The organism is Collinsella sp. CLA-ER-H9 (assembly GCF_040092295.1).
In the GTDB taxonomy this organism is placed as follows: domain Bacteria; phylum Actinomycetota; class Coriobacteriia; order Coriobacteriales; family Coriobacteriaceae; genus Collinsella.
Window position 1 is genome coordinate 1 of sequence record NZ_JBBNLV010000022.1, and the last position, 26,989, is coordinate 26,989.

Annotated in this window: 20 protein-coding genes; 10 read left to right on the forward strand and 10 right to left on the reverse strand. The window is 59.1% G+C overall.

Annotated elements, in window-relative coordinates; translation table 11 throughout:
• Positions 1–361 precede the first annotated feature (361 nt).
• The 3 genes from lacA (at position 362) to AAAX73_RS09255 (ending at position 2,512) form a co-directional block, all read left to right on the forward strand.
• Entirely contained in the window at positions 362–790 is a 429-nt protein-coding gene (lacA, locus tag AAAX73_RS09245; RefSeq protein WP_006234830.1) for a galactose-6-phosphate isomerase subunit LacA, read from the forward strand.
• A 63-nt stretch (positions 791–853) separates the two neighbouring features.
• Positions 854–1,378 carry a galactose-6-phosphate isomerase subunit LacB gene (gene lacB / locus AAAX73_RS09250; RefSeq protein WP_349125726.1) on the forward strand — a complete coding sequence of 175 codons (525 nt, stop codon included), beginning with the start codon at positions 854–856 and terminating at the stop codon, positions 1,376–1,378.
• Positions 1,379–1,576: 198 nt separating this feature from the next.
• Positions 1,577–2,512: a hexose kinase gene (locus AAAX73_RS09255; RefSeq protein ID WP_349125727.1), complete on the forward strand. Its 936-nt coding sequence runs from the start codon at positions 1,577–1,579 to the stop codon at positions 2,510–2,512.
• A gap of 241 nt (positions 2,513–2,753) precedes the next feature.
• Here AAAX73_RS09255 and AAAX73_RS09260 read toward each other — a convergent pair whose 3' ends face one another.
• Together AAAX73_RS09260 and AAAX73_RS09265 are read right to left on the reverse strand one after the other, a co-directional pair.
• Positions 2,754–4,382, reverse strand: a complete 1,629-nt coding sequence (locus tag AAAX73_RS09260; RefSeq protein WP_349125728.1) for a UDP-glucose--hexose-1-phosphate uridylyltransferase — start codon at positions 4,380–4,382, stop codon at positions 2,754–2,756.
• Entirely contained in the window at positions 4,373–5,578 is a 1,206-nt protein-coding gene (locus AAAX73_RS09265; RefSeq protein ID WP_349125729.1) for a galactokinase family protein, read from the reverse strand. Before AAAX73_RS09265 ends, AAAX73_RS09260 begins: the two co-directional genes overlap by 10 nt.
• A 383-nt stretch (positions 5,579–5,961) precedes the next feature.
• Here AAAX73_RS09265 and AAAX73_RS09270 point away from each other — a divergent pair, with 383 nt between their 5' ends.
• Together AAAX73_RS09270 and AAAX73_RS09275 are read left to right on the forward strand one after the other, a co-directional pair.
• Entirely contained in the window at positions 5,962–6,948 is a 987-nt protein-coding gene (locus tag AAAX73_RS09270) for a LacI family DNA-binding transcriptional regulator (RefSeq protein ID WP_349125739.1), read from the forward strand.
• 129 nt (positions 6,949–7,077) lie between these two features.
• Positions 7,078–8,238: an FprA family A-type flavoprotein gene (locus AAAX73_RS09275; RefSeq protein WP_349125730.1), complete on the forward strand. Its 1,161-nt coding sequence runs from the start codon at positions 7,078–7,080 to the stop codon at positions 8,236–8,238.
• Between the two features lie 64 nt (positions 8,239–8,302).
• On the opposite strand, the gene AAAX73_RS09280 is transcribed toward AAAX73_RS09275, so the two are convergent.
• Positions 8,303–9,106, reverse strand: a complete 804-nt coding sequence (locus tag AAAX73_RS09280) for a DeoR/GlpR family DNA-binding transcription regulator (RefSeq protein WP_195444998.1) — start codon at positions 9,104–9,106, stop codon at positions 8,303–8,305.
• Positions 9,107–9,440: 334 nt separating this feature from the next.
• Here AAAX73_RS09280 and AAAX73_RS09285 point away from each other — a divergent pair, with 334 nt between their 5' ends.
• Complete coding sequence (locus tag AAAX73_RS09285) at positions 9,441–10,298, forward strand: class II fructose-bisphosphate aldolase (RefSeq protein WP_022095149.1); 858 nt, start codon at positions 9,441–9,443, stop codon at positions 10,296–10,298.
• A 224-nt stretch (positions 10,299–10,522) separates the two neighbouring features.
• Here AAAX73_RS09285 and AAAX73_RS09290 read toward each other — a convergent pair whose 3' ends face one another.
• The 3 genes from AAAX73_RS09290 to vsr all read right to left on the reverse strand — a co-directional run bounded on the left by AAAX73_RS09290 (position 10,523) and on the right by vsr (position 13,619).
• Positions 10,523–11,146 (reverse strand): HAD family hydrolase, encoded by a 624-nt coding sequence (locus AAAX73_RS09290; protein ID WP_349125731.1) that lies wholly within the window; start codon positions 11,144–11,146, stop codon positions 10,523–10,525.
• Between the two features lie 56 nt (positions 11,147–11,202).
• Positions 11,203–12,132, reverse strand: a complete 930-nt coding sequence (locus AAAX73_RS09295; RefSeq protein WP_349125732.1) for an AraC family transcriptional regulator — start codon at positions 12,130–12,132, stop codon at positions 11,203–11,205.
• Between the two features lie 497 nt (positions 12,133–12,629).
• On the reverse strand, positions 12,630–13,619 hold the full coding sequence (gene vsr / locus AAAX73_RS09300) for a DNA mismatch endonuclease Vsr (RefSeq protein WP_349125733.1): 990 nt from the start codon (positions 13,617–13,619) through the stop codon (positions 12,630–12,632).
• A gap of 163 nt (positions 13,620–13,782) precedes the next feature.
• Here vsr and AAAX73_RS09305 point away from each other — a divergent pair, with 163 nt between their 5' ends.
• Complete coding sequence (locus AAAX73_RS09305) at positions 13,783–14,553, forward strand: ABC transporter ATP-binding protein (RefSeq protein ID WP_155813824.1); 771 nt, start codon at positions 13,783–13,785, stop codon at positions 14,551–14,553.
• A complete protein-coding gene (locus AAAX73_RS09310; protein WP_349125734.1) occupies positions 14,543–16,795 on the forward strand; it encodes an ABC transporter permease in 2,253 nt (750 codons plus the stop codon). The genes AAAX73_RS09305 and AAAX73_RS09310 overlap by 11 nt, the downstream gene beginning before the upstream one ends.
• A 751-nt stretch (positions 16,796–17,546) precedes the next feature.
• Here the strand turns inward: AAAX73_RS09310 and AAAX73_RS09315 are convergent.
• From AAAX73_RS09315 to AAAX73_RS09330, 4 genes are all read right to left on the reverse strand, one after another.
• The gene (locus AAAX73_RS09315; protein WP_349125735.1) at positions 17,547–18,578 is read right to left on the reverse strand and encodes a 3-deoxy-7-phosphoheptulonate synthase; all 1,032 of its coding nucleotides are present in this window, start codon (positions 18,576–18,578) and stop codon (positions 17,547–17,549) included.
• 568 nt (positions 18,579–19,146) lie between these two features.
• Positions 19,147–21,003 (reverse strand): ABC transporter ATP-binding protein, encoded by a 1,857-nt coding sequence (locus AAAX73_RS09320; protein WP_349125736.1) that lies wholly within the window; start codon positions 21,001–21,003, stop codon positions 19,147–19,149.
• The gene (locus tag AAAX73_RS09325) at positions 21,003–23,369 is read right to left on the reverse strand and encodes an ABC transporter ATP-binding protein (protein WP_349125737.1); all 2,367 of its coding nucleotides are present in this window, start codon (positions 23,367–23,369) and stop codon (positions 21,003–21,005) included. The genes AAAX73_RS09320 and AAAX73_RS09325 overlap by 1 nt, the downstream gene beginning before the upstream one ends.
• Complete coding sequence (locus tag AAAX73_RS09330; RefSeq protein ID WP_052044097.1) at positions 23,366–23,815, reverse strand: MarR family transcriptional regulator; 450 nt, start codon at positions 23,813–23,815, stop codon at positions 23,366–23,368. Before AAAX73_RS09330 ends, AAAX73_RS09325 begins: the two co-directional genes overlap by 4 nt.
• 549 nt (positions 23,816–24,364) lie before the next feature.
• Between AAAX73_RS09330 and pflB the strand changes: the two genes are divergently transcribed.
• Positions 24,365–26,416: a formate C-acetyltransferase gene (gene pflB, locus AAAX73_RS09335; protein WP_349125738.1), complete on the forward strand. Its 2,052-nt coding sequence runs from the start codon at positions 24,365–24,367 to the stop codon at positions 26,414–26,416.
• 85 nt (positions 26,417–26,501) lie between these two features.
• Positions 26,502–26,753, forward strand: coding sequence for an autonomous glycyl radical cofactor GrcA3 (gene grcA3, locus AAAX73_RS09340; RefSeq protein WP_117583521.1), 252 nt, complete (start codon positions 26,502–26,504; stop codon positions 26,751–26,753).
• The last annotated feature ends 236 nt before the right edge of the window (positions 26,754–26,989 follow it).

Here is a 26,989-nt window from a genome sequence, read left to right on the forward strand (position 1 = left end):
CGGCGCGCCACGGGTCAAGATGCACTAGGCCTGGACGAAGTCCGGGCCCGCGCCTTTAGACGCGAGCCCGGGGCCCGTGGGTTATACCCTAAGAGCAAACCACCCTTTTTAAGGGTGGTTCTGATTTGTTGAACACATGGTCGCTACGTCCGCGCCCGGCTCAAACGGTCAGCAATCATCCGTGAACGATATTTGTTCAAAAAAGAACAAAGATAAACAAATAGTTGTTGCAGTTACTGTTCGAATGTGTTCAAATAAACATGAACAGTGAAGAACCGCACATTCAGATGCCCGGACCTGAACGCGATTCAACACTTCCAAACAGAAACTACGCACCTGCGTATCTCTCAAGGAGGATGTCATGAGAGTTGTAATCGCTTCCGATGCCGACGGTATGTCGATGAAGGAGTCCATCAAGGAGATGCTCATCGCCGACGGTCACGAGGTCGTCGACTATTCCGAGACCCCTGCCGCGGACTTTGTCGATTCCGCGACCGCCGTTGCCAAGGACCTGCTGGAGCACAAGGATTCCCAGGGCTTCGCATTCGATAAGTACGGTGTCGGCTCCTATATGGCCGCCGTCAAGATCAAGGGCATGGTCGTCGCCAACATTTCCGACGAGCGTTCCGCTTACATGACCCGCGAGCACAACGGCTCGCGCATGGTCACCATGGGCCCGGGCGTTGTGGGCACCGAGGTCGCAAAGAAGATCGCCCGCGAGTTCCTGCGCGCCCAGTATGCTGGCGGCCGTCACCAGATCCGTGTCGACATGCTCAACAAGATGGCCTAACGAGAGCCACCGAGAACTCGAACTTCTACCTCAACTTGTGAATTCAGACGAAAGGACGTTCTGATGAAGAAGACCATCGCAATCGGTTGCGACCATATCGTTACGGACGAGAAGATCTATCTGGCCGACCGCCTGGAGCAGGCTGGCTACAAGGTGCTCGACTGCGGCACCTACAGCCACACCCGTACGCACTACCCCATCTACGGCAAGGCCGTGGGCGAGGCTGTTGCCAGCGGCAAGGCTGACTTTGGCGTGGCCCTGTGCGGCACCGGCATCGGCATCACCAACGCCGTCAACAAGGTTCCCGGCGCCCGCTGCGCCCTGGTTCGCGACATGACCTCTGCCCTGTATGCCCGTCGCGAGCTCAACGCCAACATCGTGGGCTTTGGCGGCAAGATCACTGGCGAGTTCCTGATGGCCGACATCATGCTTGCCTTCCTGGAGGAGCCCTACGACAAGACCCCCGAGCACGATGCCCTGATTGCCAAGATCGATGCCTGCAATAAGGCCGACGCCGAGGCTCAGGCTGACCCGCGCTTCTTTGACGAGTTCCTTGAGAAGTGGGAGCGTGGCGAATACCACGACTAAGGAGGTTCCGGCGTTCTACCGAACGCCAGACCAGTCGACGCTGCGAAGCCATCTGGCGGGCGAGCTGCTCCGATAAAACTTTTGCTTGCTGAGCTTGGGTGCTTCGTTTTTGGCGGTACCCGGCATTCTGCAGCTTTTTAATTGACGGCTCGCGTTTCTGTGAGGGGCGCGGGCCGGTTTTCTAAACAGGAGTCCAACATGATTCTGACCGTTACCATGAACCCGTCGATTGATACGCGCTATCAGCTCGACAAGCTGATCATCGACGACGTGAACCGTGTGACGCCCGAAAAGACCGCTGGCGGCAAGGGCCTCAACGTGAGTCGCGTGCTGCTGCAGCTGGGCGACGACGTGCTCGCGACCGGCCTGCTTGGCGGTCACATGGGTGCCTATATGGCCGAGCTCATGGATGCCGATGGCGTCAAGAACGACTTTGTGCCCATCGCCGGTGAGACGCGCATCTGCCTGAATATTCTGCACGAGGGCAATCAGACCGAGCTGCTGGAGAGCGGCCCGCAGATCGCCCCGGCCGAGCTCGAGGCCTTTACGGCCAAGTTCGCCGAGCTTGCAGCGAAGGCGGACGTTGTGACGCTTTCGGGCTCGCTGCCGCGTGGCGTCGATGCCGGCTACTATGCCGAGCTCGTCAAGATCGCCGAGGAGGCGGGCGCCAAGGTGCTGCTCGACACCTCGGGCGCATCGCTGGAGGCCGCGCTGGAGTCCGACGCTAAGCCTGAGCTCGTAAAGCCCAACCTGACCGAGATTAACGGCCTGCTGGGTACGTCCTTTACGACTGATGATGTCGATGCCCTGCGCGAGGCGCTCGCCGCCGATGACCGTTTTGCCGGTATCCCCTGGGTTGTCGTTTCGATGGGCGCTGCCGGTTCGGTGGGCTTCCATGAGGGCCGTGCGTTCCGTGCCAAGACGCCCGCGATTGCGGCAGTGAACGCGACGGGTTCCGGCGACTCGACCATCGCCGGCTTTGCGCATGCCATTGCTGCTGGTGCCGACGACATCACGGTGCTCAAGACCGCCAATACCTGCGGCAAGCTCAACGCCATGGATCCCAAGACTGGCCACCTGGTCATGGACCGCTGGGACGAGATTTACAACGGCGTTGAGGTCGTAGAGTTGTAGCGGTTGCGACTCCTAATAGAATGAGCGTGGATAATCTCCCGCTTTTGGTGCCCATACGAGCTCAAAGTGGGAGATTTTCCACGCTCGAGTCATTAGTCGTCGGGGACGTTCTTTAATGACCAGTCGTTTAAGAACATCCCCAATGACTAACCAATAAAACGGCGCCCACCGGCGATGTTGCCGGCGGGCGCCGTTGTCTTGAAGACGAAGTGATCCGTTTTCCTCCGTCCCCAAGGGATCATTACAGTGAGTCGATAAAGCGCTGTTGGGCGGCGCGGCCGGCTTCGTCCCACTTAAAGACGCCGGCGTTGTCGAGCACGTGGCCAAACACCACGCCGACCTCCTCGTGCAGGATGTCGATGGCGTTGTCCGCCGTAAGCTCGTCGGCGCGGCGGGCAAAGACGTCCTCGGCCCATGCGGCGTGGCTGCGGCAAAGGTCGTCGCCCTCGAGTGCACCGGCAAGGTCGTAGCTGGCATCGGTCTTGGCCGCCAACAGGTGCTCACGGACAGCGCCGAGCTCGGGAACCAGGCGCGGCGGCAAAATGGCCAAGCCCATGACCTCGATCAGGCCGATGTTCTCCTTTTTAATATGGTGATACTCGGCATGCGGGTGGAATACGCCCAGCGGATGATCGCCGGTCGTGATATTGCAGCGAAGCGTTAGGTAGGCCTCGTAGATCTCGCCGCCGGCGTTGCCGCGGGAGTCGACGCGGCGGATGACGGGCGTCACGGTGTTGTGCGCTACGCCGTCGGCCGTGTGCGCGATAACGCCCACAGACTCGTCGGTCCACTCGCGCCAGGCGAGGATAATCTTCTCGGCAGCGTCGAGCAACTGGGCGCGGTCGTGCGAGCGCAGTCGCAGCACCGAAAGCGGCCACTGCAACACGGTACCGCTGACCTGGTCAAAGCCGGGCACGCTAAACTGCGAGACTTCGGTGGCATGCATCATGGGGAACTCGTGTGCGCCGCCCTGGAAGTGGTCGTGCGACAGAATCGAGCCGCCCACGATGGGCAGGTCGGCGTTGGAGCCAATAAAGTAGTGCGGGAACAGGTCGACAAAGTCGAGCAGGCAGGTCAGGCTCTTGCGATCCACGTGCATCGGGCGATGCTTGGAGCTCATGGCAATGCAGTGCTCGTTAAAGTACGCATACGGGCTGTACTGGAAGCCCCAGCGCTCGCCGTCGAGCTGGATGGGGATAACGCGCAGGTTCTGACGGGCGGGGTGGGCGCCGCCGTCGGTTGCGGCGGAGCGTCCAGGGTAGCCTTCGTTTTCGATGCACAGCTGGCAGGCGGGATACCTCTCACCCGTGTTCTTGGCCGCACCGGCCGCGGCGATATCGCGCGGGTCCTTCTCGGGTTTGGACAGGTTGATGGTGATTTCAAGATCGCCCCAGTTGGTGGGGGTGCTCCATTTGATGTTGCGCGCGATGGCGGCACGGCGCACGTAGCCGGCGTCGCAGCACAGGCCGTAGAACCAGTCGGTCGCGGCGCGGGGCTCGTTGACGCCCATGCGGCCGGTAAACTCGTCAATCACGGCAGACGGGCGCGGCATGAGCGCGCCCATGATGCGCATGGCGATGCGGTCGCGGCCCGATGCCGTGTCCTCGGCGGCGCCGTTGGCAACAGCCGCCTCGGCAAGCGCGGCAAGTGTGCCTTCAAGGTCAAAGTTGGGCAGGGTATCGGGGTGCAAGAGCGAGAGTTTCTCGACCTGGAGCGCCCAGGCCATGTCGAGCGCCGGGCCCGTAGCACCGATGCACTCGAGAATGGTGTTATACGCCCAGATGCGATCGTCCTGGCCGATCATCGATCGGTGGATGGCGTACTCGATCAGGTTCTGCGCGGCCTCGCGCACGTCAGTCATTACAGCCATGCCGCGTAGGCCCCCTTGTCAGAAATTGCGTAGTGGCGGGCAGAGCCCTCGCCCAGCCAGCCGTTCATCTTGGCGATGAAGGTGTCGACCAGGTCGAGCGGCACGAAGGCCTGGATGGTGCCACCAAAGCCGCCACCGTGGATACGGACGGCGCCTCGGCCGTCGAGCACGTGCTCGGCCAGTGCCAGGGCATACATCGAGGGCTGCTCGGAGCCCAGCTTGGCAACGACATTCTGTAGGTACATGGCAGAGCTGGCGCCGGACTCGCGCGTCAGGACCAGGAACTGATCGATGTCGCCGGCGTTCAGGGCAGCCCAGCGCTTGTCGACCAGGCCGTTTTCGTACCAGTAGTGAACGGCGCGCAGACAGGCGCGGTCGCCCAGCTTGGCGCGCAGCTCGGGGAGCTTGGCGTCAAACTCGGCAACATCGACCTCGCACAGGCGTTCCTTGCCAAACTCGGCGGCGACGTCCTGCATTTCGCGCGGAACGGCGGCGTAGTCGTCGGTGGCGGCCACGTGGTCGGCACCGACCTTAACGAGCACGAGCGCGTAGCTGTGATCCTCAAAGTTGAGCTCGAGCTTCTTGGTTTTAGGCTGAGCCTGGTCCTCAAAGTCCATGTAGGCGAGGCCGCCCAGACATACGGCGGCCTGGTCCATCAGGCCGCAGGGCTTGCCGTAGTAGTTGTTCTCGGTGCGCTGGCTCATCTGAGCGAGCGCGACGGGCTCAATGGCGGGTGCGCCCCAGAGCGTCTCCATGGCGCGACCGTATGCCGCCTCGACAGCAGCGGAGCTGGAAAGGCCGCCGCCCGAGGGGACAGAGCAGGTGAAGGCGAAGTCGAAGCCCTGGGGCTCAACGCCCAGAGCAGCGATTTCGTGGGCCATGCCGCGGACGAGGCTCGCGGACGTGCCCTTCTCGGACGCTTGAATATCCAGCGTGTCGAGCGTGATCTCAAAGGTGGGGTAGCCCTCGTCGGCGACGCGAATCTTGTTGGTGTCGGTCGCTACGGCAATGCCGTCAACGGCGACATCGAGCGAGCCGGCGATGACGTGGCCGCCCTCGTGGTCGGTGTGGTTGCCACTGATTTCGGAACGGCCGGGCGCGTGCACATAGAGCACCTGGCGGTCGCCGATGGGGCCAAACTCCTCCTCAAACAGTTTGGTGAGCGTGGCGAATGTCTTTTCGTCGGGGGTGGTCATGGGAGTCCTTTCCTTGGTGCGCACGGGCGAGTTTTGCGTCGTTATGAGTACGTTAACAACTTGAAGCGGAGTGAACCAAGTGTTCACGATACCGCACGTTACGGGCTATGTTAACGTACTCATAACACAACGCTTGTCACTTTTTGAGAATCTGGTAATCGGTAGAAATACAGCCGTGAACGGTACTGCTGTATGGACTTATAAAGCAGAAGAGTTGCGGATTGAAAAAGTAGAGTACGTTAACATGCGTCCGACGATGGCGGGCCTCGGCGCGGAGTGTATCTCTGCCCGGGCCGGCATGCACGCTATTCAGATCTCGCAAGGGTGAAGGTGATCCTGTGGCAAGGCGTCCGTCCAACGATACCAGTTCGCGTCCGGTCTCCATGGCCGACGTCGCCCGCGCTGCTGGCGTTTCGCAGCAGACGGTTTCGCGCGTCGCCAACGGCTTGCCCAACGTTAACGAGCAGACGCGCCAGCGTGTGCAGGCCGCTATGCAAGAGCTCGGCTTTCGTCCGAGTTATGCCGGTCGCTCGCTGCGCGACGGTCGCTACCATTCGGTCGGCCTGTGCGTCAACGATGTCACCAAGTTTGGCAACCTCTCAATGATCGACGGCATCGCCAGCGCTGCTCGCGAGCATAATTGCGCCATCACACTGGTCGAGATGTCCAAGACCGAGGAATTCTCTCTTGCCGAGGCAACACGTCGTATGGCCGCGCTGCCCGTGGACGGCATCATTATCGGCATGAGCCGTATGGCTCCCGATTTTGAGACGTTCGATCCGTTGCCGGGTATTGGCACGGTCATCGTTACCATGTATGCGCACCCGCGGGTGACTACGGTTGACTCCGATCATTACGGCTGCTCGCTGTTGCTCATGAATCATCTGTTTGAGCTGGGACATGAACAGATTCGCTTTATCGGCGGCCCGTCCTTTTCGATTGACGAACAGTTCCGTCGCGCCGGCTGGCAGGATGCGCTCGAGCGTAAGCACATCGAGCCGGCTGAACCGCTCGAGGGCGACTGGTCTGCCAACAGCGGTTACGAAGCCGGCAGATATCTGGCTGAGCACGACCGCACCATGACGGCGATTTACGCGGCAAATGACCAGATGGCAAACGGTGCGATCGCTGCGTTGCGCGACAGCGGATTGCGTGTGCCCGAGGACGTGAGCGTGGTGGGCGTCGATGACTCGCTCGACGACTTTGTCGCGCATAACGAGCTCACGACCGTGCGATTCGATCTACATCAGCGCGGACGCGAGGTATTCGAGCACGCGGTTCCCAAGGCGGGGGCAACGGGCAAGACTGTTGCCATTCGTATTCCGGGCAAGCTCATCGTTCGGCACACCACGGCAGAGCCTCGCGTATAGTTTTTGCAGGTCAAAAGCGGTATATTCCGCATCAATAACAATCGGTAAGGATGCTGGCAGATAGCCGTAGCTACGAGGGCGAGTGCTATGATAGACGGGTTCTTTTGTCTATCTAGGAGGCTTTGCCTGATGGAGATCACCAAGGATATCCGCTACATTGGCGTCGACGATCACGACATCGATCTGTTCGAGGGCCAGTACGACGTGTCCGAGAACGGCATGGCATACAACAGCTATGTTATCTTGGGCGATAAAATCGCTGTCGCCGATTCGGTCGACGCTGGCTTTGTCGACGAGTGGCTCGGCAACCTCGAGACCGTGCTCGATGGTCGTACGCCCGACTACCTGGTTGTCCATCACATGGAGCCCGATCACTCCGCCGGTATCGCCGCCTTTATGGAGCGCTATCCCCAGGCGCAGATTGTGGCCAGCATGGGCGCTTTCCGCATGATGGTCAACTACTTTGGCACCGACTACCCCGAGCGCAAGATGGTCGTCAAAGATGGCGACGTGCTCGACCTGGGCGGCCACAGCCTGACGTTTGTCGGCGCCCCCAACGTGCACTGGCCCGAGGTGCTCTTCTCCTACGAGTCCACCGACAAGGTGCTCTTTAGTGCCGACGGTTTTGGCAAGTTTGGCGCCAACGACATCGAGGATCCCGAGGGCTGGGCTTGCGAAGCGCGCCGTTACTACTTTGGCATCGTGGGCAAGTTCGGCAAGTTTGTGCAGGCCGTGCTCAAGAAGGCCGCCAATCTGGACATCCAGATCATTTGCCCGCTTCACGGCCCCGTGCTGACCGAGAACCTGGGCTATTACCTCGACACCTACAACACCTGGTCGAGCTATCAGCCCGAGGACGAGGGCATCACGATTGCCTATGCGAGTGTGTATGGGCATCTGAAGGCTGCCGTTGAAGAGCTCGCATCTGCGCTCGAGGCCCGCGGCCAGAAGGTTTCCGTCTTTGACCTGGCTCGCGACGATATGGCCGAGGCTGTTGAGGATGCGTTCCGCTATGACCGTCTGGTGCTCGCCTCTATCACCTATCAGGGCGAGATCTTCCCGTTCATGAGCACCTTTATCCACACGCTCGCCGAGCATGCCTACCAGAACCGCACCGTGGCGCTCGTCGAGGCCGGCTCCTGGGCGCCCACCGCTGCCAAGGTTATGACTAAGGAGCTCGAGGGTATGAAGGACATCACCCTGGCGCAGAACAAGGTGACTGTGCTGGGGTCGCTCAACGACGCCTCGCGCGCTCAGATCGAGGCCCTCGCCGACGAGCTTTCCAAGTAGCGATATTTCGCTTTTAACGCTCAACCACCACAAAGGGGACAGGCACCTTTGTGGTGGTTTTTGTTTAAGCGCCAGCGATGAGGAGATTTGGGCGGGCGTCGTCGACGATCTCGGCGATTGAGGTGGCAACGGCATGATCGGGGTCACGGTCCATCACGATGGTGTCGACATCTGCCAGCTCGGCAAAGCGGTACATGCCGCGTCCGTTAACCTTGCTGGCGTCCATGAGGGCGACGCTTTGATGGGCTGCGGCGATCATAGCCGTTTTGGTCTCGGCCATTTGGGGAAAGTCGGTCGTAAAGCCGCAGCGGGGGACAAAAGCGCCGGGGCACATGACGGCAAGGTCGGCGTGGACCATTTGGAGCGCCTGCATGGTAAGTGGACCGTACAGATAGCGATGACCTTTGCGCAGTGCCCCACCCAGCATGACGACATCGACCGAGGGCATGCTCTCGTCGATGTAATCGGCGATGGTAATGTCGGCCGTGATGACGGTGATGCCGTCGCGCTGATCGAGGAGCCGGACGAACTCGAGCGCCGTGGTGCCCGAGTCGACAAGCAACGTGTCGCCATTGCCGACGAGCTCGATGGCGCTTTGCGCGATGGCCTGCTTGGCGGCGACATTGACGTTGATGCGGCGATCCTGGGTGGATACGGTCAGTCGCTTCTGGAGAGACACAGCGCCACCATGCGTGCGGCGCAACTTGCCGGACTCGGCGAGCGCGTCCAGGTCGGCGCGGGCGGTAACGGAGGACACGCCAAAGGTCTGGGCGATTTCTGCCACTTGCACCGAGGCGTTATGCTCGAGCATCTCCATGATGGCGGAACGACGCTCATCGGCGAAAGCTCGGGTTGTTGCGTGGGCCATTTTTGCTCCATTCTCGGCTAAATTTGTAGGAATTGTGTTGAGCCTATTTTCGTTCATTTTCTTTTTGAGTAAGAAAACGCCTTTCGATTACTTATCTTTTCTATAAAAGAAAGACGCTGAACGCCCAAAATTCAATATCGAATACGCCCACTCGGCTCCAATTCCTTCCGTTTACTTTTCAAAAACGACTGTATTGACCTGCATGGGCTCAATATCTCGCACATGCAAAGCCGCTGAATTTCATACAATGGACGCAGCAAAACGCAAGGTAAAACGCCTTGCGGACACGTACGCCCGATGTCCAGATGCGGGCGAGGGAGAGGAGCAAACGCTCATGGCACTTGTTACCACCGAAAAGATGCTCAAGGACGCTCAGGCCGGCCATTACGCCGTTGGCGCGTTCAACGTCGAGAACCTCGAGTTTGTTATGGCCGTTCTGGCCGCTGCCGAGGAGACCAAGTCCCCCGTCATCATGCAGACCACCCCGGGCACCATCAAGACCGCTGGTCTGGACTACTTCTACGGCATGGTCAAGGCTGCCGCCGAGCGCGCTTCCGTGCCCGTCGCTCTGCACCTCGATCACGGCGATGGCTATGACCGCTGCATGCAGGCTTTCCGCACTGGCTACACCTCTGTCATGATCGACGGTTCGCACGAGTCCTTCGAGGACAACATCGCCCTGACCAAGTCCGTCGCCGACGCTGGCCGCGCCATGGGTGTGCCCGTCGAGGCCGAGCTTGGCAAGGTTGGCGGCAAGGAGGACGACGGTCCCGCGGTTGAGGGCGAGAGCCCCTACACCGATCCGGCCGAGGCCAAGGAGTTCGTCGAGCGCACCGGCTGCACCTCGCTGGCCATTGGCGTTGGCACCAGCCACGGCGTGTACACGAGCGATCCTCACATCGAGCAGTCCGTGGTCAAGGCCATCCGCGACGCCGTCGACGTGCCGCTGGTTCTGCACGGCACTTCCGGTGTGCCCGATGAGCAGGTCGCCGAGGCCGTGAAGAACGGCATCTGCAAGGTCAACTACGCCACTGAGCTGCGTCAGGCCTACACCAAGGGCTTCATGGCCTACATGGCCGAGAACCCCGCCTGCTTCGATCCTAAGAAGCCGGCCAAGGAGGGCATGCGTGAGATCACCGAGCTGGTTAAGATCCGCATGACCAACCTCAACTCTGTGGGCAAAGCAGAGTAACAGCAAGGGTACTCTGATCCCACCGGACGGTTTGGGCGGGTCCCGTACTTAGTTTCCAAAACGTCCTCGCGCATGAAGGCCCCCGTTGTCTCGCTTCTTCGAAGCGTTGACAACGGGGGCCTTCGCGCTGCGGAATGATTTTGGAAACTAAGTACGGGACCCGCCCAAACCGTCCTGCTCAATCGCCCTTGTGGCGTTAGGGCTGAAAGGGTGGGACGCGTGGGTTATTTGGTTGTTAGGGTTAACAGGTCGTTGGGGGTTTCGAGGTTGTAGGTGGCATTTGGGATGTCTTGGTGTGATCCCCATGCCGCTCTGGCAAAACTGACCCCTGCTGAAGTTGCGCATTGTTCGTCGTAGACGGTGTCGCCAACGTAGACGACGTTGCCAGGATTCGCGCCCGCACGTCGGAGATATTCGAGCATGGGTGCGGGTGCGGGTTTATGTTCGGTTGTGTCTTCGACAAGGATGATGTGCTCAAAATACTTATCGAAACCAAGGGGTGCAATTTCTTTTGCGTATTCGTCGCGCGCACGTGAGGAGACAATGCCAAGTTTGCAGCCGCTATCGGCGAGTGTTGCGATGACTTCAAGCAAACCTGGAAACACGCTGATGGTGCTTTTAAAGCTGGCGGCAACTTGGCACCAGCGATCCAACGTTGCCTGCGAGTAGATCCCAAGTTTCTCAAGGGCATCCTTGCCGGGTATGCCGAGGGCAAAGTCAAGCTCGTGTCGGGGAAGCGTTTTGCCGGTTTCTTCTTGGACAATCTGGACAAGCGATGACAGAACGCTTTCTTCTGTATCTGCCAATGTCCCATCAACGTCAAATACGATATGGTCAAAGTGCTTCATATGATTGCTCCTATCCGTTGTTTGCCTGCAAGTTTGATGCAGTGACAGAAGAAGGGCTAGCGGGATTTCTGCCTGGTGCTATCGAGATTCTGCCTCGCTGCTCGATAGCTCGAAGGAGTGCACCCCATTTGTTCTTTAAATACCTGGCCAAGATGGCTTGCTGTCGCAAAGCCGCATTGGCGCGCGACTGTCTGGACCGTTCGCGTGGTGTGTGCCAAAAGTTCGCAAGCACGGTTTACGCGGTATGCGCGCAGATATGCCGCCGGGGTCGTTCCTGCGCAAGCTTCGATAATGCGGTAACACTCTCTTTCGCTTACGCCGGCTGCAGATGCCATCTGGGGCACATCTATAGCGGCTGCATAGTTTGCGCGGATATAGTCCAGGATTGCCTTGAACTGTACGTCGCGGTTGGTCATCCAAGAGGCGTTGTCGGAGGAAAAGAGCGGTTCGGCCTTGGCGTAAATCTGAATCCAGAGCTCTGACAAGCTGTTCCGAAGCGCCATCTCGTTCTGCGGCCGTTGAAGGTCGTGGTTAAAGGAACTCTTTAGCAAATCGATAAAGGGCATATCGTCGGGGTTGGTGGGCGACCATTTGAGCACATCGACGCCTCGACATTGAAGTAATGGATTGATGTAGCGCTTTTGGAGACGTCCCGCGGGATCGCCGAGCATCGACGGCTGAAAGATATGCAGCATTTGAATGGCTGGCGCCGAATTGGGCGATTGCAGCGTGCTGTGCAAAACGCCGCCGTTGATAAAGCCGGCGGACCCTTCCTCAAAGCGTACGTGCTCATGAGCCGCGCGCGTTCGATAGTCAATCACTCCCTGCTCCATGTAGAAAAGCTCAACTTCGGAATGCCAGTGCCAGGGGACGGAATTGCCCGGATAGCGAGCGAATTCTGCGCGTTCGGCAATATAGGGCCAGTCTTCGGCGGTCTCGGGGAACGCTTCCTCGCGTCCTCCGCGGTGCAATTCTATGTGATCCATGTTTCGCATGGCATCAGTATAAAGCGCGATGGGCTTAGATTGCTCTTGCCTGTTCGGGGAACGCCTTGTCTAGGGATGCTTGGAGCCTTTCGAACGATGCTCGCAAGTTGTGGCTCTGGTCGATTGAGCGTTTGGCTTTTGCGGTGGGGGAGTCGAGGAGGCCGTTTCTCTGTGTCGGGGGGAAGGAGAAAAGGTTTGCATGATTTAGGGATGGCTGCTGTGCTGCGCCGTTGGAAGAATGCATGCTTATGCGGCCTCCTCGATGTCCACCAAAAGATTGCGCACGGGGTGTGCTGCTAGGTCCCGTGCGCTGGCAGTATTATGCCGCGGTTGCTGCAAAGAAGCGCTAAAGAAAGGCTTAACCTGGTTTGGTGTTACGATGAAACCGCAGGTCAAGGCTATTGAGTAACACTCTTGAAAGGTTTTGAGCTTAAGGGCTTTCTAAGGTTTGTGGCGTAGACGTGGCGCGGACGTGCGGAGCGTGTGAATGCTCGCTGTTAGCGCTGCGGCTCTGCAGCCCGTACCTGCTCGATGACCTTTTCCATGGTGGCGTCGATGCGGTCTTTCTTGAGCTCGCATTCCCAGACGGTGATGGGCGTCCAGCCCATTTGGGTAAGTGCGTTGATGGCGGCTCGGTCACGCTCGACGTTGCGACGAAACTTTGCCTCCCAAAACTCAACGTTGCGCTTGGGCTGGCTTGGATTGCACTTAGGACAGCGGTGCCAAAAGCAGCCGTTGACGAAGATGGCGATCTTGCGCCCGGGAAAGGCAATGTCGGGCTTGCCGGGAACCTTCCATTCCAAGCGATAACCCGTAAGGCCCGCTGCGCGCAGGCGCTGGCGAACGAGCAGCTCGGGCTTGGTGTTGGCGCGCTTGTTGCCCTTCATGGACTTTTTGATGGCGGCGCGACGGCGGACCAGTTCGCGCTCGTCAGCGGAGAGGTCCGAGGTATCGATGCCGTCGAGCAGACCGGGCTTGGGACGCTTTTTGCTGCGGCGCTTAGGTGCGCGCTTGGGTTTGGCGGCGGGGTGTTCGGTCGTGGCGGCCTTGGCATCTTTGGCAGTGCTGTTGGCCTCAAGCCGATCTTCCTTCAGCTCAATCAGGGCATCGATAAGCCCCTTGTCGGCGGGCATCCATTCCACCGTGGCAAGCGAGGTGCGTGGAATCCAGCGGATATCGAGCTGGCGGTCGTGCTTCTGAGGCTCATCGGATTCATCGGCGAGCGAGCAGTAGTAGCACTCCATGGAGAGATGAAAATCGGGGTAGTCATACTCAACGGTATAGAAATCGCGCAGGTTGGTGACTTTTACCTGCAGCTCTTCCATGAGCTCGCGGCGCACGGCGTCTTCGGGTGTCTCGCCGCGCATGAGCTTGCCGCCGGGAAACTCCCAAAGTCCCTGCATGTTGCCGTAGCCGCGCTGCACGGCAAGCAGCTCGTCAGATCCTTCCTTGCGAATGATCCCAGCGGCAACATGAACAGTCTTCAACAGGAGTCCTTTCTCAACATCAACACGCGGCAGGGTAGCTACCCGTACCTTACACAACGGTAAGGCAAGCGTAAGCCATATCGATGGTAGCCGACTCGTCTTCTTGCGACTATAGATGCCGTAGACTAATCGCAAGAAAGGACTCGGTATGCAAACCACGCACATGGCGACCCCGGTACTGGAGGTCGCGCATCTCGAAAAGGTATATGGAGCGCTGGGCAACGTGACCCGCGCGCTCAACGACGTCAGCTTTACCGTCAACCGCGGCGAATTTGTTGGCATCATGGGCGCTTCGGGCTCGGGCAAGTCGACGTTGCTCAACTGCGTGTCGACCATCGATAGCGCCACAAGTGGCACGATCCGCATCAACGGGCAGGATGTAACACGCATGAAGCAGGCTAAGCTTTCGCAGTTCCGCCGCGAGGAGCTCGGCTTTATCTTCCAGGACTCCAACCTGCTCGATACGCTCACGGCACGCGAGAACATCGCCCTGCCGCTCACCATCGCCCGCACAAACTCGGCAGAGATCTCGACCCGCGTGCAGGATGTGGCCGCGCGTCTGTCCATTAGTCAGGTGCTCGACAAGTATCCCTACCAGATGTCCGGCGGTCAGCAGCAGCGCGTTGCCGCTGCTCGCGCGCTCGTCACCGACCCCACCATGATCATGGCTGACGAGCCCACCGGCGCCCTCGATTCCAAGAGCGCTCGCCTGCTGCTCGAGAGCCTGGAGGCCCTTAACCGCCGCCTACGCGCTACCGTGCTCATGGTCACGCACGACAGCTTTGCCGCCAGCTACACGAGCCGTGTGCTGTTTATTCGCGACGGCAAGATCTTCACCGAGCTGCGCCGCGGCGACACCGACCGCCGAGAGTTCTTCGACCGCATTATGGAGGTCGTTGCCATGATGGGCGGTGAGGGCTCCGATGCTCTGTAAACTCGCTTGGGGCAACGTCCGCCGCGCCGGCCGCGACTACCTCGTCTACCTTTTGACGCTCACCCTGGGCGTCACGGTCTTCTATGCCTTTAACACCATCTCGATGCAGGTCGACATCGCCGGAATCGATGAAAAGGGCTTGGCGCAGGTAATGGGCAGCATGCTCGGCGACCTGACGTACTTTTTGGCCGGTGTCATGGCCTTTTTGATGGTGTATGCCAATAACTTCATCATGAAACGCCGCAAGAAGGAGTTTGGCCTGTACCAGGTGCTCGGCATGGGGCGTGGGCGCGTCGCCACGATCATGGCGCTCGAGACGGTGATCGTTTCGGTCGTGGCCTTTGTCGCCGGCATTGTGCTGGGTGTGGGACTCTCCCAGCTCATGACGTTCTTTACGGCCTCGCTTTTTAAGACACAGATCGCCAATTTCCACTTCTTTTTCTCGGTGCATGCGTTCAATCTGACCCTTGCCTGCATGCTCGTAATGTTTGTGCTCACGCTACTGCTGAACCTTCGCGCCGTGCGTCGTACCAAACTCATCGAGCTTATGGGTGCCGAGCGTCGCAACGAGAGCATCAAGACACGCAACCCCTGGATCGCGATTGCCATCTTTGCCGTGGGCGCGGTGCTTGTGGGCGTGGCCTATTACCGTCTGCTACGTGATGGGTTCCCGCTAACCGCGACGGACAGCAAGCTGCAAGAGGCCATGAACCAGTTTGGTATTACGACCGCTATGGTTACCGTGGGCACCTTTGCCCTGTTCTGGGGACTCTCGGGCATGCTCATCAAGCTGCTGCAGAGCCTGCGCAGCGTGTATTGGCGCGGCCTCAACATGTTTACCGTGCGCCAGCTTGCGGCCAAGGTCAACACGGTGTGCTTTTCGATGGGCGTCATCGCGATGCTCCTGTTTTTGGCCATCACCTCGGTGACGTGCGGTATGTCGATTGCCAACGTGATGAACGAGAACCTGGAGCGCTATAACCCTGTTGACGTGTCTCAGACGTATGTCTATTACACGCCCGATACGCTTGACTACTACAAAGAGTACATCAATCCGTCTGAAGCCGATCGCATGGTGCTGGCCGATACAACGGTCGATTTGTACCCCGCATGGCACGGCGATCCATGGCACGGCGATCGTATCGATTCCGATAACGTTGCGGACGGCATTAAGGGCAAGTCGGCGGACAACAACGACGAGACCGGCAAGAAGGTCAATATCGCCGATGTTGCCGGTGAGCATGTGCAGATCGATTCGTATCTGAGTTACCCGGTTGGCGGCTCGAATCCTTCGGTGACCCCAAGTGAGATGTGCAAGATCATGGGCGAAAAGCTTCCCAAGGCGTTCGGGGGTAGCAATGCCGATGCGATGGGTCTGTTTGTGACGCCGGCGAGCCAGTACAACAAACTGCGCCAGATGATGGGCGAGGAGCCGGTGCACATCGGTCACGACCAGTATCTGCTCACGTGTGATATGGGCGGCGAGCTGGTCGACCTGTACACCAAATACATGGCCGGCGGCCATACCCTCACCTTGGGCGGGCATACACTCAAGCCCGCAGCCGATAAGTCGGACGAAGATACGGCGGCCATCGCCAACTCGGCGATGGGCAGTAATCCGGGTACCGTCGTCGTTGCCGACGAGCTGTTGTCCCAACTTAATCTGCAGCCGTATTCCAGTAGCCTGCTCGTTAACTACAAACAGGGGATGGATACGACCGAGGCAGACGAGAGTATTAAATACACTGTGCTCGACAATCTGCTCGTTGACGGCAAGGAGCCGGGGTCGTGGGGAACCTTCATCACACGCTCCGAGATGTACACGCAAGCAGCGCAAATGAACGGTCTTATTAGCTACCTAGCCATCTACATCGGCTTTGTATTGGTCGTTGCATGCGCGGCGATTCTGTCGATCCAGCAACTCTCCAACGTGGCCGACGGCAGCCGCAGTTATCGTGTGCTGGCACAGATCGGCTGCGACGACCGCCAGATTCGCCATTCGGTGATGGCGCAGCAAGCGGTATTCTTCCTGTTCCCGCTGGCAGTGGGCCTGGCGCACTCCTTTGTGGCACTTAAGGTGATCATCGAGCTGGTGAGCATTTTCGGAAATATGAGCATCGGCGGCACCGTGGGCCTCACCTGTGCAATCTTCCTGGCAGCATACGGTGGCTACTTCCTGGTGACCTATCTCATGAGCACCGGCATGGTACAAGCTGCCATCGCCACCCGTTACAGCGAGTAACAAGCGGGCAAAATCGTCGCAAAATCAGAGGCGTATGACCGCCGCGAAGGGACCAGGGGCCCTTTCGCGGCGGTTTTTGCCAATCTGGTGCGTCTTAGATACAAGTGAGTAGACTATTTTGAACCTGCCAAGCACATCGCGACAAATGCTCAATAAAACCGCAGGTCAGAGCCATGGCGTTTTGGGGCGTGCTTGGCTTCCTGCAAAAAGTCTACTCACTTGGTTTTTCTGCTAGAAGACCGCCGCGAGGGAAGGCAGCTCTCTCGCGGCGGTTTGGACGTTTGCCCAGATAAAAGCTGCCCAAATTAACCTGTCCCTTTTTGGTAGGTGGTTTCAGCTGAACGGCGGGCCGTGCGGCTTGGGTATGCGGGCTCACAATCTGGGGAAACCGAACAGATTGGGGGCTTGTATGATCGATTCGAAGGGAACCGTGCGACTCGAGGGCATGTTTGACAGAGTGATAGTCGTTGGGGACGTTCTTAAACGACTAGTCAAACAAGAATGTCCCCAACGACTACCCAAGGAGTGTCCCAAACTGCCGACAGAAAAGGAGCGTCCCTAACTGCTACATCCGGAGCAAGACAACGCCGCGGTTAGAGGACGGACAGCGAGCGGGTCGCATTTGAGACAAGGTGACGTGAAACGAAAGGGCGCTGACCTTCTGGTCGCGCCCTTGAAGTTGAACGTCAGATTGTCCAAATGCGACCCGCGCAGCGTCGGCCGGTTACGGCGTTTGGTAAAACGCCGTAACCTACACCCGCTCCGCGATTTCGTGGATGAGGTAGTCGGTCTTTTCCCAGCCCAGGCACGGGTCGGTGATCGACTTGCCAAAGACGCCGCCGTCGACCGGCTGATTGCCGTCCTCCAGGTAGGACTCGATCATAAAGCCCTTGACTAGCTTAGAGATGGACTCATTGCGGCGGCAGCTGTCGAGCACCTCCTTGCAAATACGATACTGCTCCAGCGGACGTTTGCCCGAGTTGTCGTGGTTGCAGTCGATGACCGCTGCCGGGTTGGCATAGCCGGCATGCTCGGTATAGCGCTCGGCCAGGCGCTCCAGGTGCTCGTAGTGGTAATTGGGGTAGGTACGACCGTCGAGACCGATGTAGCCACGCATGACGGCGTGTGCGAGCGGATTGCCGTCGCATTCAACCTCCCAGTTGCGGAAGATAAAGCTCTGATGTGCCTGGGCGGCGTAGATGGAGTTGAGCATGACGGTGGTGGAACCGGCGGTGGGGTTCTTCATGCCCACAGGCACCGAAATGCCGCTCGATACCAAGCGATGCTCCTGGTTTTCGACCGAGCGGGCGCCTACGGCGACGTAGCTCAGCAGGTCGACGAGGTACTGGTAGTTGGACGGGTAGAGCATCTCGTCGGCGGTAAAGAAACCGGTCTCCTCGATGACGCGCAGGTGCATGTGGCGAATGGCCTTAACGCCTTCGAGCAGGTCATCGGGCGCCTCGGGGTCGGGGTTGTGCAGCAGACCCTTGTAGCCGGTGCCTTTGGTGCGCGGCTTGTTGGTGTAGACGCGCGGAATGATGATGAGCTTGTCCTTGACCTCTTCGGCGACCTTGGCCAGCCGGTTCATGTACTCAAGCACCGAATCTTCGCGGTCGGCAGAGCACGGGCCGATGATGAGTACCTTGCGCGCGTCCTCGCCGGTAAAGACTTTGGCGACCTCGGCGTCAAATGCCTGCTTTTTGGCAGTAAGCTCGGCGGAAAGCGGCATCTCCTCGCGGATCTCCATGGGGATCGGCAGCCTGCGTTTGAAATCCATGGCCATGCGGGGCCTCCTCAATCTATAGAAAGAACAATAAGCGTATTGTCGAATGCTCGGCATTATCCGCTGTCGCACGCTAAAGTGCAAGCAAAACCTGCCAAAAAGGGACAGGTTTATTTTGGTCGGTTTTATCTGGGGAAATGCCGGCACTCGCTGGAAGGGGAGGACCGGCGTACGGCACGCTGGAGCAAGTTGGATCTCCTGCGGCATACCCCGTGGACAAAAAATGGCAAATATGAGTACTGTTGCTAGCTTAGTATCATATCGACCTTACAAGATAATAGACACAACAGTAAATATGTTCATTAACGTTGGCACGCAGAAGCCTGCTAACGGGCGTTTTGATCAATTTGAAGGAATATCTAGGCCGCAAAGACGTCGTTTGGGGCAGTTTTGGCTGTTACTAAAAAGGTGACAGTACTCATTTTTGCCATTTTTTGCCCACGGGGCCTTGAGGGAGAGCGTCAATCAGGCCTCAGGGGAGGCGTTTCGAGGCCCAAAGGACACAAAACGGGGGCGCAGTTCATTCTGCGCCCCCGTTTTTGGGTATTGCGGTTGTTTGGCGCCAGTTTTACGCCGCTTCGTCGAACTGCGAGTTGTACAGATCGGCGTAGAAGCCACCCTGGGCGAGCAGCTCGTCGTGCGTGCCCTTTTCGACGATGTCGCCGTCGCGAATTACCAAGATCACGTCGGCGTTGCGGATCGTGGACAGGCGGTGCGCGATGACAAAGCTGGTACGGCCCTGCATCAGCGCATCCATGGCGCGCTGGATGAGCTCCTCGGTGCGGGTATCGACGTTGGATGTCGCCTCGTCCAGAATGAGCGCCGGGCGGTCGGCCAAAATGGCACGGGCAATGGTCACGAGCTGGCGCTGACCCTGCGACAGGTTAGTGCCCTCCTCGTTGATCATAAAGTCGTAGCCGCCGGCGAGCGTATGGATAAAGTGATCGCAGCGTGCGGCGCGTGCAGCGGCCTCGACCTCGGCATCGCTCGCATCGGGGCGTCCGTAGCGGATGTTCTCGCGGATGGTGCCGTTAAACAGCCAGGTATCCTGCAGCACCATGGCAAACTCGCCGCGCAGTGCCGCGCGGTCCCAGTCGCGCACGTCGACGCCCTCGACGCGCAGTGAACCGCCGTCCACGTCGTAGAAGCGCTGCAGCAGCTTGATGAGCGTGGTCTTGCCGGCGCCGGTGGGGCCGACGATGGCGATGGTTTGGCCGGGCTGTGCCTCGCAGCTAAAGTCGTGGATGATGGTCTTGTCGGGCGTGTAGCCAAACTTGACATGGTCAAACTCCACGTGGCCGGGGCGCTTCTCGGGAATCTGGGCGTCGGACTTCTGCTCCTCTTCGGGCGCGGCAAGGAACTCAAACACACGCTCGGTGGCGGCGGCCATCGACTGCATCGTGTTGCTCACGTTGCCCAGCTGCTGTACGGGTTGCGTAAAGTTGCGAACGTACTGGATAAAGCTCTGGATGTCGCCGGGCGTGGCATTGCCGGTCAGTGCGAGCTGCGCGCCCACCACGACGACGCCCACGTAGCCCATGTTGCCCACCAAGCTCATAAGCGGCATCATCAGGCCCGACAGGAACTGCGAGCGCCAGCCACTAATAAAGAGGCGGTCGTTTTGACGGTCGAACTCCTCGATTGAGGCCTCGGCGCGGTCGAACACCTGAATGACGTTTTGGCCGGCAAAATCCTCCTCGATAATGCCGTTGACGGCACCCAGAACCTGCTGCTGCTCTCGGAAGTATGGCTGCGAGAAGTGAATCATTACGGTCAGGATAATCGCGGCGGCCGGCAGCGTGAGCACGGTGACGCCGGTGAGCGGCAGGCTGATCGACAGCATCATGACGAGCACGCCGATAATCTGCGTCACCGACGTGATGAGCTGGGTCACGCTCTGGTTGAGCGACTGGCCCAGCGTATCGACGTCGTTGGTGATGCGGCTGAGCACGTCGCCCTTGCTGTGGCCGTTGAAGTAGCTCATTGGAACGACAGCGATCTTGGCGGCGATCTCCTTGCGCATGCGATAGCAGATCTTTTGCGTGACGCCGGTCATGAGCCAGCCCTGGACCAGGCTGCAGACAGAGCTTGCCAGATACAGGCAGAGCAAAAAGCCGAGCGTCTTGGCGATCCAGTCAAAGTCGACGTCGCCGGTGCCGTTGACCTTGGCAACCAGGCCTTCGAACAGTTTGGTGGTAACCTGGCCGAGCACCTTGGGCCCCACAATGTTAAAGATGACCGAGCACACGGCAAAGGCGACGGCAGCAAACACGGCAATCTTGTGCTGGCCGATATAGCCGAGCAGCTGCCTCATGGTGCCTTTAAAGTCCTTGGCCTTTTCGCCGCGGCCCATGCCACCCATACGGCCCATAGGACCGCGCCGGCGGGTGGGCTTGGGAATCTGAGTCTTGGTCTCGTCTGCCATTAGCGCTCGCCTCCTTCCATGACGGCTGCAATTTCTTCTTGGGTAAGCCCCAGCTCCTCGGCTGAAAGCTGCGACTGTGCGATCTCCAGGTACGCCGGGCAGCTGTGCAGCAGCTCCTCGTGTGTGCCAGTGCCCACCACGTGGCCGTCGTCGAGCACGATAATCTGGTCGGCGTGCATGATGGTCGCGATGCGCTGGGCCACGACCACGAGTGCGGCGTCGGTAACGTTTTTGGCCAGCTCCTCGCGCAGGCGCGCGTCGGTCTTGTAGTCGAGGGCACTAAACGAGTCATCGAACACCACGACCTCGGGCTTTTTGGCCAGCGCGCGGGCGATGGCCAGGCGCTGGCGCTGGCCGCCCGAGACATTGGATCCGCCCTGGCTGATGGGGGAGTCGTAGCCGCCCTCGCGCTCGGCGATAAAGTCCTCCGCCTGGGCGACGCGTGCCGCCTGGCGCATATCCTCGTCACTCACCATATCGCCGGCAAACTTGAGGTTGCTCTCGACGGTGCCCGAGAACAGGCGACCCTGCTGCGGGATATAACCAATACGGCGGCGTAGCTCGGAAAGGGTCATGTCACGCACGTCGATGCCGTCGAGTGAAATGCTGCCGCCGGTGACGTCGTACAGGCGCGGAATCAGCTGCACGAGCGTGGACTTGCCCGAGCCCGTGGAGCCAATGATGCCGAGCATCTGACCGGCATGCGTGGTGAAGTTCACGCCGCTGATGACATCGGCGCGGGCATCGGGATACTGGAAGCTCACGTCGCGGAAGGTGAGCTCACCGCGTGACGCGCTGGTCGCGGGCAGTTTGGGCGAGGAGGGGTCGTTGATGCTCGTGGGGCAGGTGATGACCTCTTCCACGCGCTCGGCTGCGACCTCGGCGCGGGGCAGGATGACCGAAACCATGGTGAGGATCATAAACGCCATGACGATCTGCATGGTGTAGGAGATAAACGCCATCATGTTGCCGACCTGCATCACGCCGTCGGACACGCCCTGCGCGCCAAACCAGACGATAAGCACGGTGATGCAATTCATGACCAGCATCATGAGCGGCATCATAAAGCTCATGGCGCGGTTGGTGTAGAGCTGCGTGGTCATCAGGTCGAGCGAAGCCTTGTCAAAACGCTCGAGCTCATGCTCCTCGCGGTTGAACGAGCGGATAGGCATAAGGCCGTCGAGCAGCTCGCGGGCGGTAAGGTTCACGCGGTCCACAAAGCTCTGCATCTTTTTGAATTTGGGCATAGTGAGGCCCATAAGCACGCCGACGACGGCCGAGACCGCGATGATGGCCACGGCGATGGTCCACTCCAGGCCGGTGTGGTTGGCCAGGACGCGCATGACGGCGACGATGCCCATGACGGGCGCCATCAGACACATGCGGATAAACAGGGTTGCGGCCATCTGAATTTGCTGAATGTCGTTGGTGCAGCGGGTGATGAGCGAGGCCTGGCTAAACTTGCCCACCTCGGCCGGCGAGAAGTGCATAACCTTGTTGAAGGTCTCGCGGCGCAGGTCGCGTGCGATGGAGCAGGCGGTGCGCGAAGCCACGGCACCGGTCAGGATGGTGGCGACCAGCGACACCAGACACAGACCAAACATCGTGGTCGCCATGCGGCCCAGGTAGGCGTTCTGCACGTCGGCGGGGTCGATGCCCTGCGCCTTGTACTCGTCCTGTACATAGCTCACGGCGCGCTGGGTGACGATGGAGCCCGACATGGAGCCCATTTTGTCCGCCATTTCGTTGGCGCCCTCGACGAGCTTGCTTTGGTCTACCAGACCGCCCTCGACACCCAGGCGCAGGCTCTTCATGGTGATCTTGCCGCCGTCGGCGTCGATCTGCTTTTGCATATTCTGCGCCGCTGCGGCCTTCTGCTGCATCTCGGCGAGCTGCTCGGGCGTCATCGCTGCCATTTGCTCGGGCGTGGGCATGGCCTGAGCGGCGTCGCCGTCTTTCTCGCTGGACGTGCCGGTCATGTCTCCCATGGAGTCGGCGTCGATGCCCTGGTTGAGCGAAAGGACGACGGTCTCGGGCAGGCTCATAATGTCGGTAATTTTGCCTCCATCGGCACGCTCTTCCTCGGTGCCCTTGTACGTTCGAATGCCGTTTTTGTCAGCCTTGCTAAACACGGCCTCCACAGCCTTGGCGTCCTTGGCGCTCATGAAGAGTTCGAGGTCGTCGAGCGATTCGGCGCGAATGGTGTCGGGCACGGGCGAGGCGATGCCGCCTTGCTGCACGCCCACGTCGACGATGTCGCTCATATAGGTAGGCAGCGCCAGATCGGCGTTGCAGCTGATTACGATAAGTACGATAGCTGTGAACAGTGCCAGGACGTGCTTTTTAAAGAGCTTGAGAATCCTCACTCGGCATCTCTCCTTTCTTGATTGCGGTCGATAATTTCGTTGGCACGTCTTAGAAGGCGCACCATCTCTTGGGTATCTGTTTCGCCGAGCTGCTCGAGGAAGGCCGCGGTGCGCTCCTCGAATTCCCGTCGTTTGATTTCGAGATCCTGGAATCCCTTGTCGGTCACCGTGACGTGTACGCGACGACGGTCGGTCTTTGAGTGCTCGCGCTCGACCCAGCCCTTGGCTTCGAGAGCGCGTAGGATATTGGCGATGCGGGCGCTCGAGACCCAGGCGCGATCGGCGAGTTCGCTCGGCGTGAGCGAACCGCCAGCGAGCATGAGGGCGCGCATGACGGCCATCTCGCCGCCGAGGGCTTTGTCCGCAAAGCGCGAAATGCGCTGATGCATGCTGCCGAACTCGGTAAGGAGCTGACGCCCAAGTTCACGGAAATCGGTATCTTCCACCGAAAACCCCTAACACTAGAAACTATTTTCGGTGAAAGATGATACCCCCGCACGCGCACCCTATACGGTAGATTTTGGGACATGCCTAGAAAACAACTTTTAGGCGACCTCCGTACACCGTCGGTATCAGCAAAGTTAGGGGTAGATCTCTGAGCACGTCCTAAAGCCCACTCAGAGGCACTTTACCCTGCTAAAGCTGACATAACAGCTAGAGTGAACGTCGTACAAAGGCAAGGAAAAAACTAAACAAATCGGTGAACGGTAGTTGTTCACGCTCGCATTTCCTGCGGGTTTGTAAAAAACGCCCTTATGATATAAAAAAAGAAACATATAACAGCCCTGATGAAGGGGGTCGCTATGTTATCCTTCTCAAACGGGTGAAATCTTGGGTTTTGGGTTGCAGTTCCAAGGTGGACAAACGTTTTTCCCTGCACCAACATGTGGTGAAGAACGGAAGAAGCCGGTAGTGCAAGCCGAAAATTCAAGAATTCAATAAGCAGCGGTGTGAGAGAGCGCCGCATTACACGTAACTAGGAGCGTGGTTACACAATGCAGGAGGCATGGGAAGGCTTCAAGGAAGGCATTTGGACGGGAGAGGTTGACGTCCGAGACTTCATCCAGAAGAACTACACCCCTTACGAGGGCGACGAGTCGTTCCTCGTAGGTCCGACCGAGCGTACCAAGGAGCTGTGGGGCGAGGTTCTCGACCTGCTGCTTAAGGAGCGCGAGCAGGGTGGTGTCCTCGATATGGACACCAAGACCGTCACGGGTATCGTGAGCCACCCCGCTGGCTACATCGATAACGCCCACCGCGAGAAGGAGACCATCGTCGGCCTCCAGACCGACAAGCCGCTCAAGCGCGCTCTGCACGTCAACGGCGGTATCCGCATCGCTTGCCAGGCCGCCAGCCAGCACGGCTACAAGGTCGACGAGAACGTTGTCGAGCGCTACACCTTCGAGCGCAAGACCCACAACGCCGGCGTCTTCGATGTTTACACCCCCGAGATGCGTGCTTGCCGCTCGGCTCACATCATCACCGGTCTGCCCGATGGCTATGGCCGCGGCCGCATCATCGGCGACTACCGTCGTGTCGCCCTGTACGGTGTCGACTACCTGATTAAGGACAAGGAGGCCCAGAAGGCTTCCACCCCGACGGTCATGACCGCCGACAACATCCGCGACCGTGAGGAGCTGCAGGAGCAGATCCGCGCCCTCGGCGAGCTCAAGATGATGGCCGAGACCTATGGTTTCGATATTTCCAACCCTGCTACCAACACGCAGGAGGCCATCCAGTGGATGTACTTCGCCTACCTCGCTGCCGTTAAGGAGCAGAACGGCGCCGCTATGTCCATCGGCCGTACCTCCACGTTCATCGACATCTACGCTGAGCGCGACCTTGCCAACGGTACCTTCACCGAGGAGCAGATTCAGGAGTTCGTGGATCACTTCATCATGAAGCTCCGCATGGTCAAGTTTGCCCGTACCCCCGAGTACCAGGCCCTGTTTACCGGCGATCCGCAGTGGGTCACCGAGTCCATCGGCGGCATGGGTGTTGACGGCCGTACGCTCGTTACCAAGATGAGCTACCGCTACCTGCACACGCTCGAGAACATGGGCACCAGCCCCGAGCCCAACATGACCGTTCTGTGGTCGACCCGTCTGCCCGAGAACTTCAAGAAGTTCTGCGCCAAGACTTCTGTCGCCAGCTCCTCGATCCAGTACGAGAACGACGACCTCATGCGCGTTTACCACGGCGACGACTACGGCATCGCCTGCTGCGTGTCCTCCATGCGCATTGGCAAGGAGATGCAGTTCTTCGGCGCTCGCGCCAACCTGGCCAAGTGCCTGCTCTACGCGCTCAACGGCGGTATTGACGAGGTCTCCAAGAAGCAGGTCGGCCCCAAGTATCGCGCCGTCGAGGGCGATACGCTCGATTACGACGACGTTGTGGCCAAGTACAACGACATGATGAAGTGGCTTGCTGGCGTGTACGTCAACTCGCTGAACATCATTCACTACATGCACGACAAGTATTGCTACGAGCGCATCCAGATGGCTCTGCACGACAAGCACGTGCACCGCTGGTTCGCTACGGGCATCGCTGGCCTTTCCGTCGTGGCTGACTCCCTGTCCGCCATCAAGTACGCCAAGGTCCACCCCGTCCGTGATGAGAACGGCATCATCGTCGACTTTGAGACCGAGGGCGAGTTCCCCAAGTACGGTAACGACGACGACCGCGTCGACCAGATCGCTCACGACGTTGTGCACCAGTTCATGGAGTACATCCGCATGAACGATACCTACCGCAACTCCGTGCCCACGACCTCGGTTCTGACCATTACCTCCAACGTCGTGTACGGTAAGAAGACCGGCTCCACGCCCGACGGCCGCAAGGCTGGCCAGCCGTTCGCCCCGGGTGCTAACCCCATGCACAAGCGCGATAGCCACGGCGCCATCGCTTCGCTGTCTTCGGTTTCCAAGCTCCCGTTCCGCGATGCTCAGGACGGCATCTCCAACACCTTCTCCATCATCCCGAGTGCGCTCGGCAAAGAGGATCAGGTGTTCTTTGGCGATATCGACCTTGATCAGCTGGGCGAGTAACTATTGTTAGTGCTATACTAACAATAACGATTACTGATTAGTGCGCCGGTTTCGGCCGGCGCCTATCAATCGAAGGAGACACATTATGAAGGTTTCTGAAGTTTCCGAGACTCAGGCCGATAACCTGGTCCACATGCTTGACGCTTACGCCGAGAAGGGTGGCCACCACCTGAACATCAACGTCTTCAACCGTGAGACGCTGCTCGACGCTCAGGCTCACCCCGAGAAGTACCCGCAGCTGACCATCCGCGTTTCCGGCTACGCCGTGAACTTCCACACTCTCACCAAGGAGCAGCAGGACGAGGTCATTTCGCGTACCTTCCACGACAAGTTCTAAAGGGGTTTAACTCCCGCAGGATCGCCGGGGCTGTTTGGGTTACCTCCCAAAACGTCCTCGGACATGCAAGAAGCCCTCGCTGCGCACTTCGTGCGGCGAGGGCTTCTTGCGTCCTGACGCTCCTATTTGGCAAGGTGTTTTTTAGAATCCTTTTTGCGCTCGGCCTCGAAGGCCTGCCTGTCCCAATCGAGCGGAAGTCCGGCCTCGACCCATGCCTCGTAGGCCCTCCTTATGGG